The organism is Legionella nigrisilvae, from assembly GCF_977063395.2.
In genome coordinates this window covers 920,603-934,406 of record NZ_CDRUGZ020000011.1, presented here as the reverse complement: position 1 = coordinate 934,406, position 13,804 = coordinate 920,603, and the positions used below count along the sequence as shown (strand labels likewise).

The window sequence follows — 13,804 nt, the reverse complement described above, 5'->3', positions numbered from 1 at the left end:
ATTTTTTAAATTGTTGTGGCTTTTAGGATCTGAAGATGATACTAAAGCAACTTATATCATGGGTAAGCCGGCGTATATCCAGTAGTTTTAATATTGGTTTTTTCCGTTTGAGATTTGCCAAGAGAATTAATGATGTTTCACCATAACGTGAAACATCATTAAGGAAGATGAGATATTAAATCTTAAGATACTAAGCAAGAACTGGAATTGCACAAATTGTCTGTGGGCAGCTTCATTGGCGCTCTATTGATTTGGGCTGGCTTATGAAAAGCATACTGATTACGTCCAGGATTACTTGCTGGATTTAGATTTAACTCCTGTGTCCTAATCGCGCTCGTTCCCGCTTGTTCGATTGCTGAATTCGAATGACTCGTGGCAGTTTCAGCCGCAACAATTGGTTTACCTATACCGGCGTGATTTTCTATACTATGAGCTTCAACCAACTCAGGACTGTTCTTTTTATCTGAGTCATCAAAAGAGAGATCACCTAAAGCATAAGATTGCGCTTCAGTTTCTTTTTCTGAGCCATTTTCTATGTCAAACTCAATATCGCTGTCATCTGAGGTAGACTCGGAAGTATCACTAATAGAATCATAAGAATCTGTCTCTGCTTCTCCTAGATACTCCTCCAAAAGGTCGTATGTATCCATGTAGTCCACAGATTGTCCACTCAATTCATAGGTCATCTCAGGGGCTTCTTTTTCTTTAGATAGTTCTTCGGTTTCGTCGATGGTTTCCGTAGATTCAACGGTGGCCATTTCTGGTCCAACTGATGCTAAAGGTTCAGCGAGTTCAGTGATGTTAGAATGATTTTCTGCTGTTACCTCTGTAACGTCTATGGAAGATGTTTCGCCGACTCCAGTTTGTATTTTTGCTAAATATTCATCGAATACATACCAATTACAACTCGCCTCTAACATGTTAATTACATGCTCGCAATAATCTGAATAAAGCTCTCCTGTTCCCTTGAGTGACGTTAAGAGATTAACATCTGCCCCTGTGTATTTATTAAGGCGTAAAGTTACATTTTTAGGAAGCAAATGGGGATGGTTCTTAAAAAGATCAGACAATCCGAATAAAATATCATCTCGGTCATCAAAAAAATCAAAAATAATTTCTTCTTGAGGATGTTTTGCAGCTGCGTTTTGAACCTGAGCAAATAGAAGGCTTCTTTTGGTGTCATCCATATCACAGGTAGCATGGCTTTGCTTAGGATCCTCAAAATAGGAGTTGTCCTTAATTTCTTGCATAATTAAATTATAGGAAGTTCCATGAGGAAGATTTCCTGTCACATCAGCAATAAGAAATGGATTAAACTTAACATCCAAATCCTCACATATGGTTTTAATCGCAGGAAAACATGATCCTTTAAATGTGGTTGGACCGCCCATATTAGCGTAATCCAACTCATAGGATTGTCTATTGGAGCCAATCAACGCATAAACCTCATCAAAATCAGCGTTTTCGAGTTTAATTTGATCGAGGAAAGCTCTGTTGTGGATTAGCACAGCATCCCCAAGATGTTTTGTAAATCCACCATGGTCTGCTTTAATATAATTTGAATTAAATAAACATCCATCAAAATCAAACGATAAATAACGTATAGCCATTTTAATACCTTTATAAAAATTATTCGGTTAAATATTAAATTGAGATGAGATTTATGGTTTCTCAGTGCTAATGACAACGTATAGTTGCTAATAGGAAGTGGAAGCCATTGGTAGGTATCTATGGGTTTTATGCAACTGCTATTTCGGATTAGCCGATACAAAAAAAAGCACTGATTCACTTAAATATCTATCTCAACATAAAAATCTGCTATTGATTTAGTTAATAAGTTTTACCAGTCCTCCATTCAGTACAGACACGCAACAATTATCTGATGAATATTTGAATAATGATTAAGCGTATTTTAATTAAATTTTCTTAAGGCAATATTAAGTAACCTAATTTTTGTCCTGGAATCCAATTTTACTTGCTTAATAATGACTTAATTTAATTTTGATATAATTGTATTTATTTTGTACATATCGAGGTGAACATGAAATTAATTGACGTGCTGAGTAAGTTGGTGAAATCAAAAAATAAACCGATGGAAAAAGTGAAATTAAATGGTTTATTAGCCATTTTACCGGATGAAGTCCTGAAAATATTAGTATCCTATCTCGATTTAAAATCAGTACTGAATTTACGTAACCTCTCCCAGGAGCACTTAGAAAAAGTGAACCTGCTGTTAAAAGATGAAAAAATTTCCAAAAAATTGGGTATTGTAAATGAAGATGTACAAGGACTGTTTGCAGTCGGTCAAAACGTACAATGTGTTAAGTACAAATCCTCCCATGTTCGCCGCATCACTCCAAGTACTAAAACAATTAAAAAATCATTCCAGTCTAACTTGACCCTATTTAAGGATAAAGAAGAGGCGTCAAAGTATCTTGATAAAAAAGTGGTTGGGACCGAGCTAGAAAATATTCCCGAGAGCAAGCCTTATCTTGCAGTTGTGCAGGTTAAGAAACCTAATACCTTATTTAAGGTCATGAAAGATACAAGTAATGCATTGGCGGTCACAAGCTCTAAAGAAATCAAAGATAAACTCACCTTTGTAAGTTAAGTTATAGTCGGGGTCTTGGATAATAACCAAGACCCGTGCTATGTGGCGCATTTACTGAAGAATTTCATCTGCACTGTGGATTATGTCCAATCTTCCAATGTTGGAATTATGCCAACAGATAGCAGTAATCTTATATACAAAAAAAACAAATGTGATAATATTTAATCCGAAAAAACTGGTTACTTTTACTGCAAATGTTTTTTTCAGTGCTGAATTGACAAGTATTTGTAATTTGGATTAAAGCTTGATGCAGGCTATAAATACTTGTCAATTTAACATCGGAATTTTTAGACGTTGCAACGGTTTTTTCTGCGCATTTATGGAGAATAAGTCAATTCAACCAGACTTTTATTTTTATATATTTAAATTTTAGGGAATAAAATGAGCAAAATATACGCAATAGTTAGTCCTGCATACACCAAGGTAGGTGATAATTTTACCGATTTGACCTCTTATTTAGTTTCACCCTTTCACGCAATGGCTTATGAACATGTTTGTGGCTATTCATTAGGTCATGAAGTCGTTTTTTCAGAAACGCTTGAAGAAGCAAAAAAACTCTTGGAAGAGGGAGTAAAGGGTTCAAAATTAGAAGCCAAAACTGCAACTCAAAAAGCCATTGTCGAGTTAGAGACTAATGAAAAAGGAGAAATCTCTGGATTTGGCAAGCTCTATACAGTCCATTTTGATAAACGCTTTGAACAAGCTGAAGATAATTTCTTTAAATCAGTTCGTATTCCTAAATGGAATGAAAAAGCGATTGATGCTAAAAAAGATGCCTCCCCAGATGCGCTTGCTGAACTGTTCCTGCAGCATGAACGAAGTAAATCTGCAGTTAGTGAACCCGTTGCAATTTAAACACATAATTATCGGACTGGGGGCAGGGCTGGTATTTTTTACCCTTCGTGGAAAACCATTCCAGCTCGGTTCCGAACCTGTCCCGTTCTACCCCGCTTCTCCCAACGTCCCGCAGCTTGTCCGCGGGATCGAGGTATATAGTTCCTAAACTGATTGCTTCGATTATTCCAATCCATAATTAGTGCACTCCAATTCCATTTATCGAGTGTTATTCTTTATTGTAGTCTCAGTGCAATAAAACCGGTTTAGGGATTTCTGAGACAGAATCCACCTTACAACTATTACTGTCACTGTTTACATCTTATCTGGCAAAAATCCTCCAGCTTGCATTTGCCACATGTGACTGTAATGACTTGGTATCTTAATCAGTTCCTCATGCGAACCATCTTCAATAATTCGACCTTTATCAAAGACCAGAATTCGATCCATTTCCGATAAGGTAGAGAGGCGGTGCGCAATCACAATAGTGGTTCTGTTTTGCATTAACAGATGCAAGCCATCCTGAATCAATTTCTCAGTCAATGAATCTAGAGCAGAAGTTGCTTCATCCAGAATTAAAATGGGTGCATTTTTTAGCATCGCTCTAGCAATTGCGATTCGCTGGCGTTGCCCCCCTGATAATTTAATTCCACGTTCACCCACTAACGCATTGTATTTTTCAGGAAGTAAGGAAATAAATTCATGACAATGTGCCTTTTTGGATGCCGCTATGACTTCTGCATTCGTTGCATCAATGCGACCATAACGAATATTTTCCATGAGCGTGCGATGAAATAAAGTCACATCCTGCGGAATCATCGCAATGTTTTCGCGCAATGATTCTTGGGTAACGTCGCGAATATTTGTTCCATCAATCAAAATTTGTCCAGATTCCACATCAAACAAACGAAGAATCAGATTAACAAAAGTACTTTTTCCGGAACCAGATAAGCCAACAAGACCAATTTTCTGGCCGGGCTCAATCACCACGGATTTGTTTTTAAAAAGATGGGCTCCTTCATCATAGTGAAAGCTCACATTTTTAAATTCAATTCTACCTTGAGTTACGGTAAGTGGTTGTGCATCGGATTTATCGGTAATTTCATGTGGCTCTGAAATCAAGGTTAGGGCTTGTCTGCATTTACCCAACTCCTCCGCAAACAACACAAATTGACTGGCGAGATACCATAAATTATAAAAAATGCTGATGGACAAGGAGATAATAAAACTAAAATCACCGATTGAGACTTGATTTTTACTGTACATATCTACCAGGACGTATAAATTAGTGGCAATGAGCACGATAATACTTATGTCCCAATAGGAGCGCATTTTCAAAATAGTCCTTTGCATGGTCTGATCTTTATTTGTGGTATCTTGGGCAGAATTTCGAATTAATTGATTTTCAAAAGCCGATCTGGAGAACAATCGTAAATTGGTGATGTTGCTTATGCTATCAACCATTTTTCCTACTAGTGTTGTTTTGCTGGTGGCAAATAGATTTGACAGATCCTGTACGGGTTTGAAATAAATCATTGCGATTCCCAAAAACACAATCGCCCAGATAAATAATATGAAGGCGAATACAGGATGTACCAGGAGTAGGCTGATGATTGCGATGATGAGCCCGACAACTTGAGCTGCTGCATCATCAATCGTGGTAAAAATTGCTATAGTCCCTGCAGTCATATCAGAGATTTTATTGGACAAACTGCCTGCAAAGTTATTTTGAAAAAAACGATGTGAATGCTGATTCAAATAGGCAAACATGTTATTTATCAAGTCATAACGTATATAGGGAAATAATTTTAATCGGAACCAGTCTGAAAGACGCATATCAATGGCAATCAGGATCCACAGAGTAATATATACGGTTATATAGGGCTTTATCGCACTCAATACAGCGGATTTATCCCCTGAGAATGCGGCAACCTTATCAATGATAAGTTTTAACACATAGGGTGAAAGCGTGTTGTTAATTCCCCAATACACGGCGGTAAATAATAATCCGATAACATACGCAGTGTAGGGCTTAATCAGACTTAGGAAAAATTTACTTAATAAAATGTCTTTTTTATTCATATGGTTACTCTGTTTTAGGTACTATAAGGAATGTAATAAACCATTCTTAATTTCATACCCGCTTGTTACTTGAATCGCGTTTAAAAAATCAGAATCGTGGGAAATAACAATCATTGCGCCCGGATACGCTTTGAGTACCTGGATTACATGGGCCCGTGTTTCTCTGTCCAGGTTATTGGTCATTTCATCCAAAATAAGTAATTTGGGCGTCATTGCGGCAATTTGTGCTAAGGAGAGTCGTGCTTTTTCTCCACCCGATAAAGTAGAAACCAATGCCTCAACCTCTTCATTTTTACGAAATAAAAAATCGTTCAGATGCTTCCTAATTTCGGAATAGGATTTATCCTTCGATAAACAACTTATAACCTCAAAAACTGTTTTATTTGGAGCTAATGTGTTGTAGTGCTGATCTAGGATTCCTATTTCATGGTGATGAGGTACGATCCAAGTTCCTTTTTTTATTACAGACTGATTATCCAAAATGGCTTTAAGTAAACTGGATTTACCTGAGCCATTATCCCCATGAATTGCTATTCGTTCTCGTGCTTTTATTGTGAAACTCAATTGACTTAGAATTGGATTGTTTTCTTCATAACCGACAGTTCCATCACGAACCGTGACTAGAGTCTCATTCGTTTTCATTCCATGAATAGAAAACTTAGGGTAAATGATCTCAGGCACATAAAGCTCAGATAGACGCTGAGTCAACTCGTGTTTTTTGTAATTGATCGCGCTTTTTTTGCGGCCTGAAGTCTCTTGTGCATTTCGTGCTTTACTCTGAGAAACGATGGTAGGCCACTTTCTCTGCTGAATGTGTTTTTCACCTTGAACTCTACTGCTCTTGGCTCGTGCCTCCTCTCTCATCAAATCCATATGTACTTGTTTTTTCTGGCGACTCAAATCTTCAATTTCCTCCTCAATTGCATTACGCTGAATATTAACTTCTCGCAAGTAGTCGTCGTAACAACCTGTAAAAACATGCAAGACGGCATGATCGATATGCCAAATTGTATCTACAGTGGTTTGCAGCAATTCAATATCATGAGTCACTATAATCAAGGTTTTTCTATAATCAGCGAGCATTCTCATCAATGAACGGCGATTGTTGCGATCGAGATGGTTGCTGGGTTCATCGAGCAATAACAGATCCGGATCCGATGCCAGTGCTTGGGTTAATAATTTATGAAAACGTTGACCTCCGCTCAATGAAACAAATTCTTCAATAACTTGTGGAACATATCCTATGTTAAATTCTTTAGGAAAACGGATTTCCCCATCAGTGGGTTCAAGTAATTTCGCAAGCAGCTTTAATAAGGTTGATTTTCCGCAACCATTGCGTCCAATAATCGCAATCCGGTTGCCAAAGGAAATTTGGCCACTAAAGTCCTCAAAACATGTTTTGTGTGGAAAAGAAAGACAAAGATGTTTAATTTGAATTGGCTGATGCATCATGTAACTCACTTAAGTAGTTGAATGGGCAGTTAGTGCGACTGCTTTTCGTCATTGCCCGGCGCTTGGGGCGTACTTAAGAGATAATGTCCATGATGTGTTTAAGCCTCTTGTATGATGTGCTTGTTCGATATTGGGTACAATTGTAACCGATTGCATGATTATCTGTCAATGATTCAGAATCACTCGAGAGTGGGGCGCTTTAGGCGGTTTCTTCCAGGTGAGGAATAAGCTCTTTGCAATGCCTCATGACTCTTTGTTCCTCAGGGGGTAATTGCAAATAATCACCATATTGCTGGATGAGAAATGTTTCAGCGTTTTTGGGAATATTAAGTTCTTTTGTTTCAAAGAGAACGCGTTGTAAAGGATATATTTCATCTTTCTTAATTAAATTTCTTCCAACACAATTATAACCGCGTCCTATATAAGGGCTTGGATTGGTATTTGCTTGTTGAATAATTTTTTGCAAACAAAACTCAAGCAAGTTTTTAGGTAAGATTGAGGCTATAGCTTTATAAAATCCAGGATAGTGTCCTATTTTTACTTTACTGTATTTAGAACTTAACAAACGAGATAGCTTTTTAGCATAAAATTTATATCGTTTGCGTTGTTTTGGATCTACAGGCATGGTGTCGTAGACAAACACGTCAATAAATATACCCTGTATATAGGGTTCATTGCCTTTTTCATGTTTTTCGATAAAGCGGCTGGTGCGGTCTCGGATTTTTAAAGGAGTAGCCATATTAAAATAACCGGGATCGCTATGAATTGTTTGCAGCCACATCCAGTCTGGAATTTCGGTTGGTGCTATACGTAGAAATTGTTCGTAACTGGCGCGCGGCATGGCAATATCTACATCATCATCCCAAGGGATAAAACCTTGATGGCGAACTGCTCCTAAAAGAGTTCCTGCATCAAGCCAGTAGTCCAACCCATGTTTAAGGCAAATAGAATCCACCACTCCAAGCATCGTAAGCATTTTCAATTGAGCTTGGCGTAACCTGCCATCATGAAATGCTGTTTCTGCAGAATAAGGATTTGGATTCTTTGTTAATGTCATAGTGTTTTCTTCCTAAATGACAGCAAAAGCTATATTAGCAAAATAATTCAAATTCATTAACTATAATGAAACAAAAACTTAAATAATTGATTGACTCAAGCAATACCTAGATCACAGGATGAATAATAGAGCTTGTAGGATACTGCGAGTGAATGGTAAGCCAATAAGGGGAAATCATGGTGCAGTTATTTACTGATGTCGGTCCAATGTTGATTCAATATAGAGAAGCAACTTCTAAAGGTCGACATGCCCTAATGCAGGATAAAATTGCTGAGATCAAAAAGCTTCCCGGACAAGTTTCTCATAAGCAGCAAGCAAAGATTCATTATAAAACTTTAGCATATGCTGCGACATTCATTAACTATGTGGACGTGATACAACGTATAGAAAATCAGCAATATTTTGATGTTTTATTAGATTTCTATGGTATGGAAATGGATGCTGAATTAAGCGCTTGGTTTGAGTTTGGTACCACTCCAGGTCAAATGAGATTGAAGCAGCCACTTTGTGAATATACGCCTGAGATTTGGGAGCAATTTCGCAGGGCTCAAAAAGCCCATTTGAAAAAAACCAACAAAACCTCTCTTTTTGATCTGGAACAGCTTGATATTTATCATCCTCCTTCGAATCAACTCTATCCTATACAAATTCAGATGGGAGGTAAACTTCAGAATGAAGCAGTAGATAGAATCAATATTGATGGACATGGACGTATTCGTTTTGCCCAACATTACGGATTTTATATTCTCCCTGGTGGTGGGATGATTGAAATTACCCAGGTTGCCAAAATTGATGATTTAAAGCGCAAAATGTTAGAGGAGCATTTAGAAGAGGAACATGCAAATCTGTATATAAAGGCGGCTAAGTCATACGATCAGATAGATCAAGGGGATTTTAAGAACGCTCTCACGAATGCGTGTTCGAGCAAGCAGGCTCAAATATTGTCATCAGAGGTTCGTGGTTGCTTGCATAAACTAATTTTAATGCAACAAAGTAATGCGGTTTGTTTGAAGAATATAGTTACTGAACTCGACCGTCAAATAGAAATACAGAAGAAGGAGGTTTCTTTAGAGAAACATACTGAATTACGTGTGGAAAATCTCCATAGGCTTAAGTCATTAATTGAATTACGTGCTCTAGTGCAGGTACAAACTTTTAAATTAACTCCTTTATTTGCCGAAGCTTTTGAGTATATAAAGCGAAATACAATTTGTGTTGATATTCAACAATATCTGGATACCCGGGTCCTTGGGGGATCACAACTATCTCACAGCTTCATTATGAGAGGGGAGCCATTAGAAGATTGGTTTGCTAAAAAATTTGATGGAGTTGAAGGGGAATTTGGTGATGATATATCAGGATCTTCAATTGAATATATGAGTTTACTTGAAGCGTTAAGTAAGTTTAGAAAAATCAAATTTTCTCATATTTTGATTGCATTAGCTGCTTATGAAGAATGTCTTGATAATGGATCATTACATATAGAAACTATCTGGAGTGAAGTACAATTTGAACGATCTCGTCAAGTAATACTCGCAGAGGCGATTAAATTTTTGGATATTTAACTTTTCACCTTAAGAATTTGCATCTCCCGCCGCTAGTCTAGAAATGGATTCCCGTCTTCGTGGGTAGGAATTTTTTTCGGCCATACTTTCCCTATTTTATTTTTTAATAAAAAGTAAGCATTGATTTATCAAAAATTAAAAACGAAAATAACACTCCAATTGTTCTCTAGCATTACAGCTTTGAAATGAGTCCTTTATGTCAGACACTTTAAATCGTTATTACCTACAGACTATGGGGATTGATCTCTGGGTGTTACGTAAGCCTAATCGTTCTTGTGAACAGGATTTATCTACATTAGCTCGAGAGGTCGCTGCATGTACTCGGTGTACTTTGCATAAAACTCGTACGCAAACGGTTTTTTTTCGTGGCAGTTCTAAGGCCAAATTAATGATAATTGGCGAAGCGCCAGGGTTTTATGAGGATCAACAAGGTCAACCCTTTGTGGGTAAAGCAGGAGGTTTATTGAATCAAATGCTACACAGCATTGAGATGATTGAAGAAGAGGTTTACATTGCCAATGTTTTGAAATGTAGGCCACCAAACAATAGGGATCCCCAAGCGGATGAAATTGCTCAGTGCAGTTCTTATCTGGCTCGTCAAATTGAGATTGTACAGCCTCATTTAATCTTGGCTCTTGGGCGTTTCGCAGGACAATTTTTGCTCAACAAACCACTTCCTCTAAAACAATTGCGTAATACATTGCACTACTATCATAATATCCCTTTTATAGTAAGTTACCATCCAGCCTATCTTTTACGTAACCCAGCCGATAAGAAAAAAGCATATTTTGATTTAGTCACAGCAAAAAAATTATTAATAGAGAAAAGCTGCTAAAAACCCTTTCGGTTCAAACATTGTATTATTTGATAAGTATTTCTACTTATTGATTCTATTTAAGTGTATTTCTTATAATATAAGTAGATTCAAAAATTAGTGCTTTTAAAAAAGCCTTGAGGAGAGAGAACCATGAATCCATATAAACGTATTTTTATCGTTGGCCTACCCGGAGCCGGTAAAGGTTTATTTGCAAAACGATTGGCTTTAAAATTGGGTTGGGATTTTATCGATGCTGATCTTGGAATAGAGTATCATATTGGGCGTCCCTTAAATAAAATTTTTGGGGCAGAGGGTCAAAAAGATTTTTATCAATGCCAATATGATCTTCTGAGTGTCCTGAAAACTCAAGAGAATATTGTAGTTGCTACTGAAGCGAGTATTGTTTGTAATGAGGCAATTCGTGACTTATTGTCTACAGAGTTTGTCGTATTTTTGCAAGTAAGTACTGCAGTTCAAATAGAGCGGATAGCACGGAATCCTTCACCTTTATTAGCTACGGATCTTAAACATTTTTTTGATATGCTGCACGCCGAGCGCGATCAATTATTTGAAAAGGTAGCACAGCTTTCTATTAATACAGATGATAATGCATTGGAACAACATGTACTAAGTGCATTTGAGCATGTTGATGGAAATCAAGTAAGTGAATCCACACCAGCCAAATTAAATGAAAAAGATCTCGTATTGTTTCATAAAATATCTCATCTTCCCGTGCACTTATCAGAACAACAAGCAATGTGTCTTAAACTACTTGCCCAAGGAAAAAGCTCAAAAGAAATTGCACGTAGTTTGAATATTTCTTATCGAACAGTAGAAGGTACGTTGGCTAAAACAATGGAGGTTTTAGGGTGTTCCTCAAGTAAGGAGCTGATTGTTTTGTATCATGATAAACCTTAAAAAAAGCTCTCAGTTAAACTTCCATTGTAGCCTAGCTAGGGCATAGGATCGGTATTCCTTTAACTTGGAGTCTACTCCATCATAGCCAGGCTATTTTTTGCTTTGAGCCATGTATTGAATTGCCTGAATGAATGCTTCGTCCGAACAGTTTTTCTTGGGGACATCCGCTTCCTTACACAATCCACTATGCGGCATTAACCCTTTACCCAGTTTCATCGTGTACAATAAATAATCCATCGCCGTTTTATATTCAGTAGGATTTTTTTGGACTTCAAGCTCAGCATTTTTAATGCGTATCTCCCAAGCTTCTTTATCAAAAGCGGCAGGAGCTTTTATCCCAGTTGCAAATTGGGGCGCATGACACGTTTTACATGTGGCTTGATAGGTATTTTTTCCCAAATCATCAGCAAGTACTGAAGTACAAATGACACTAAATAAAATCGTTAATAGATTTTTCATTTTTCCCTCAATTTATGGTTTATCTCCTCTTTTAAGCATACTCCAATATTAGAGCAACTCAAGCTGACTTCTCTTTATTTAACGTACGCAGTATATTTAAAAAAATACTATAATTTACAGCAGCACATCGCATAATTTGCCCACAAGGGTTAGTTGGATTGAATCAAAAGGAAACTTGACCATGAAAGGAACAGAGAAAAAGAAGGCTTCATCTCGATCAAACTTAAAAAAACAATTTGTTGTTCCTGAGATGGTTAATCGCTCTCAATACTCAATGTATATGAATGAACTGGATGAATTTTTTTATTACATTAATAAATGGTATCAGGCAAATCTTGGGAAGATTACAATGGGAATGAGTCCTGCAGTAATAGGAACTGCCCATTGTGATTGGCTTTTGCAATTAGCTCAATCCCCAGGCCACTTATTGGCATTAGCTTGTTATCCAGTTACCCATATCGATGAATTTCTTGCTCATCTACTGTGTGATAAACAACCAGGGCAAGGAAAGGATGTTCGTTTTCATAAAGAAAATTGGCAGTTGATGCCATGGCGTTTTTATGCTGAAGCTTTTATCCAGGTTGAAGAATGGTGGCAATATGCCACGCGAAAAGTTCCTGGTCTTTCCAGCCGAGCAGAACGCACGGTTTCTTTTTGTATTCGTCAGTTACTTGATGCGTTATCACCTTCGAATTTTGTCATGACTAACCCTGATCTTTTTTATGAAACAATTAATACCGGGGGTGCCAATTTAATTCAAGGTACAGAACTTGCAATTGAGCATGGGCTGAGGAGATTAGCGGGTATGCCACCTCCAGGTGCAGGAAGGTTCAAACCAGGCAAGAATGTCGCAATCACTCCGGGAAAAATTGTATTTACTACTCATTTAATCGAATTAATTCAATATGAACCTCAAACTGAAACTGTTTTTAAAGAACCTATTCTGATACTCCCTGCATGGATCATGAAATATTATATTTTGGATTTATCACCGGGAAATTCTTTAGTTAAATGGCTTGTTGCACAAGGACATACAGTCTTTATGGTCTCATGGCGCAATCCGAGGGAAGAAGATCGTGATTTAGGTATGGATGATTATTATCGTTTAGGTTCAATGGCAGCAATCGATGCCGTAAGCACTATTATACCTAAGACTAAAATTCATTTGATGGGCTATTGTCTTGGGGGAACGTTAGCAATGATTACTGCCGCCGCAATGGCACGGGATAAAGATAATCGACTTAAAAGCCTGTCACTTCTTGCAGCACAAGGAGATTTTACAAAAGCAGGCGAATTGATGCTCTTTATTACTGAAAGTGAAATTGCATTTCTGAAAAACATGATGTGGGAAAAAGGTTATCTTGATCCCAAACATATGGCTGGTTCTTTTCAAATGTTACGGACTTATGATTTGATCTGGTCAAAAATGATTGATGATTATATGACCGGGAAAAAACGCGGCATGATCGATTTGCTGGCATGGAATGCTGATGCAACGCGTATGCCTTATAAAATGCATACCGAATATCTCGAGAAACTATTCCTGAAAAATGATTTTGCTGAAGGTCATTTTCGTGTTGAGGATGAAGTAGTAGCTCCTAAAAATGTTCGTGTACCTATTTTTGCAGTAAGTACCGATAATGACCACATTGCTCCTTGGGAATCTGTGTATAAGATACATTTGATGATGCACTCGGATATTACATTTGTATTAACAAATGGGGGGCATAATGCAGGAATTGTTAGTGAACCCAATCATCCAGGACGCTTCTATTATATTCATGAAAGCAAGAAAAGCATGCCTTATCTAGGACCAAAAAAATGGGTGACCAAAGCCAAAAAAAGAGAAGGATCCTGGTGGATTTCTTGGCATGACTGGTTAAGGGATAACAGTTCACAACGACGTGTTTCCCCCCCTCATCTTGATCCTGCGCTACCTCCCGCACCTGGATCATATGTGATGCAAAAATGACATAAACTCAATATATTAGCATTTTGAGTTTTTGTAT

The 13,804-nt window shown here is 37.5% G+C and carries 11 protein-coding genes; 6 read left to right on the top strand and 5 right to left on the bottom strand.

Going from position 1 to position 13,804, the window contains the following annotated elements; genetic code table 11:
- Positions 1–182: 182 nt before the first annotated feature.
- Entirely contained in the window at positions 183–1,610 is a 1,428-nt protein-coding gene (locus ACWTE2_RS04155) for a hypothetical protein (RefSeq protein WP_454784276.1), read from the bottom strand.
- A gap of 431 nt (positions 1,611–2,041) precedes the next feature.
- Here ACWTE2_RS04155 and ACWTE2_RS04150 point away from each other — a divergent pair, with 431 nt between their 5' ends.
- Both ACWTE2_RS04150 and ACWTE2_RS04145 read left to right on the top strand, forming a co-directional pair.
- Positions 2,042–2,611: a hypothetical protein gene (locus ACWTE2_RS04150; protein ID WP_454784275.1), complete on the top strand. Its 570-nt coding sequence runs from the start codon at positions 2,042–2,044 to the stop codon at positions 2,609–2,611.
- Between the two features lie 381 nt (positions 2,612–2,992).
- Positions 2,993–3,466, top strand: coding sequence for a hypothetical protein (locus tag ACWTE2_RS04145; protein ID WP_182391232.1), 474 nt, complete (start codon positions 2,993–2,995; stop codon positions 3,464–3,466).
- Between the two features lie 294 nt (positions 3,467–3,760).
- On the opposite strand, the gene ACWTE2_RS04140 is transcribed toward ACWTE2_RS04145, so the two are convergent.
- The 3 genes from ACWTE2_RS04140 to ACWTE2_RS04130 all read right to left on the bottom strand — a co-directional run bounded on the left by ACWTE2_RS04140 (position 3,761) and on the right by ACWTE2_RS04130 (position 8,036).
- Positions 3,761–5,527 carry an ABC transporter ATP-binding protein gene (locus ACWTE2_RS04140; protein ID WP_454784274.1) on the bottom strand — a complete coding sequence of 589 codons (1,767 nt, stop codon included), beginning with the start codon at positions 5,525–5,527 and terminating at the stop codon, positions 3,761–3,763.
- A gap of 21 nt (positions 5,528–5,548) precedes the next feature.
- Positions 5,549–6,979, bottom strand: coding sequence for an ABC-F family ATP-binding cassette domain-containing protein (locus tag ACWTE2_RS04135; RefSeq protein ID WP_454784273.1), 1,431 nt, complete (start codon positions 6,977–6,979; stop codon positions 5,549–5,551).
- Positions 6,980–7,178: 199 nt separating this feature from the next.
- Positions 7,179–8,036, bottom strand: coding sequence for a LicD family protein (locus ACWTE2_RS04130; protein WP_454784272.1), 858 nt, complete (start codon positions 8,034–8,036; stop codon positions 7,179–7,181).
- Between the two features lie 176 nt (positions 8,037–8,212).
- On the opposite strand from ACWTE2_RS04130, the gene ACWTE2_RS04125 reads away from it, so the two are divergent.
- The 3 genes from ACWTE2_RS04125 (at position 8,213) to ACWTE2_RS04115 (ending at position 11,336) form a co-directional block, all read left to right on the top strand.
- Positions 8,213–9,601, top strand: coding sequence for a hypothetical protein (locus ACWTE2_RS04125; RefSeq protein ID WP_454784271.1), 1,389 nt, complete (start codon positions 8,213–8,215; stop codon positions 9,599–9,601).
- Between the two features lie 196 nt (positions 9,602–9,797).
- Entirely contained in the window at positions 9,798–10,436 is a 639-nt protein-coding gene (locus ACWTE2_RS04120; RefSeq protein ID WP_454784270.1) for a uracil-DNA glycosylase, read from the top strand.
- 132 nt (positions 10,437–10,568) lie between these two features.
- Positions 10,569–11,336, top strand: a complete 768-nt coding sequence (locus ACWTE2_RS04115; RefSeq protein WP_454784269.1) for a shikimate kinase — start codon at positions 10,569–10,571, stop codon at positions 11,334–11,336.
- A 90-nt stretch (positions 11,337–11,426) separates the two neighbouring features.
- Here the strand turns inward: ACWTE2_RS04115 and ACWTE2_RS04110 are convergent, their stop codons facing one another.
- Positions 11,427–11,795, bottom strand: coding sequence for a c-type cytochrome (locus tag ACWTE2_RS04110; protein WP_454784268.1), 369 nt, complete (start codon positions 11,793–11,795; stop codon positions 11,427–11,429).
- A gap of 181 nt (positions 11,796–11,976) precedes the next feature.
- On the opposite strand from ACWTE2_RS04110, the gene ACWTE2_RS04105 reads away from it, so the two are divergent.
- Positions 11,977–13,767, top strand: a complete 1,791-nt coding sequence (locus ACWTE2_RS04105) for a PHA/PHB synthase family protein (RefSeq protein WP_454784267.1) — start codon at positions 11,977–11,979, stop codon at positions 13,765–13,767.
- The last annotated feature ends 37 nt before the right edge of the window (positions 13,768–13,804 follow it).

What these genes read in the sequence shown, in the direction of transcription:
- ACWTE2_RS04155 (WP_454784276.1), bottom strand. Translation starts at nt 1,610, where the DNA reads ATGGCTATACGTTATTTATCGTTTGATTTTGATGGATGTTTATTTAAT.
- ACWTE2_RS04150 (WP_454784275.1), top strand. Translation starts at nt 2,042, where the DNA reads ATGAAATTAATTGACGTGCTGAGTAAGTTGGTGAAATCAAAAAATAAA.
- ACWTE2_RS04145 (WP_182391232.1), top strand. Translation starts at nt 2,993, where the DNA reads ATGAGCAAAATATACGCAATAGTTAGTCCTGCATACACCAAGGTAGGT.
- ACWTE2_RS04140 (WP_454784274.1), bottom strand. Translation starts at nt 5,527, where the DNA reads ATGAATAAAAAAGACATTTTATTAAGTAAATTTTTCCTAAGTCTGATT.
- ACWTE2_RS04135 (WP_454784273.1), bottom strand. Translation starts at nt 6,979, where the DNA reads ATGATGCATCAGCCAATTCAAATTAAACATCTTTGTCTTTCTTTTCCA.
- ACWTE2_RS04130 (WP_454784272.1), bottom strand. Translation starts at nt 8,036, where the DNA reads ATGACATTAACAAAGAATCCAAATCCTTATTCTGCAGAAACAGCATTT.
- ACWTE2_RS04125 (WP_454784271.1), top strand. Translation starts at nt 8,213, where the DNA reads ATGGTGCAGTTATTTACTGATGTCGGTCCAATGTTGATTCAATATAGA.
- ACWTE2_RS04120 (WP_454784270.1), top strand. Translation starts at nt 9,798, where the DNA reads ATGTCAGACACTTTAAATCGTTATTACCTACAGACTATGGGGATTGAT.
- ACWTE2_RS04115 (WP_454784269.1), top strand. Translation starts at nt 10,569, where the DNA reads ATGAATCCATATAAACGTATTTTTATCGTTGGCCTACCCGGAGCCGGT.
- ACWTE2_RS04110 (WP_454784268.1), bottom strand. Translation starts at nt 11,795, where the DNA reads ATGAAAAATCTATTAACGATTTTATTTAGTGTCATTTGTACTTCAGTA.
- ACWTE2_RS04105 (WP_454784267.1), top strand. Translation starts at nt 11,977, where the DNA reads ATGAAAGGAACAGAGAAAAAGAAGGCTTCATCTCGATCAAACTTAAAA.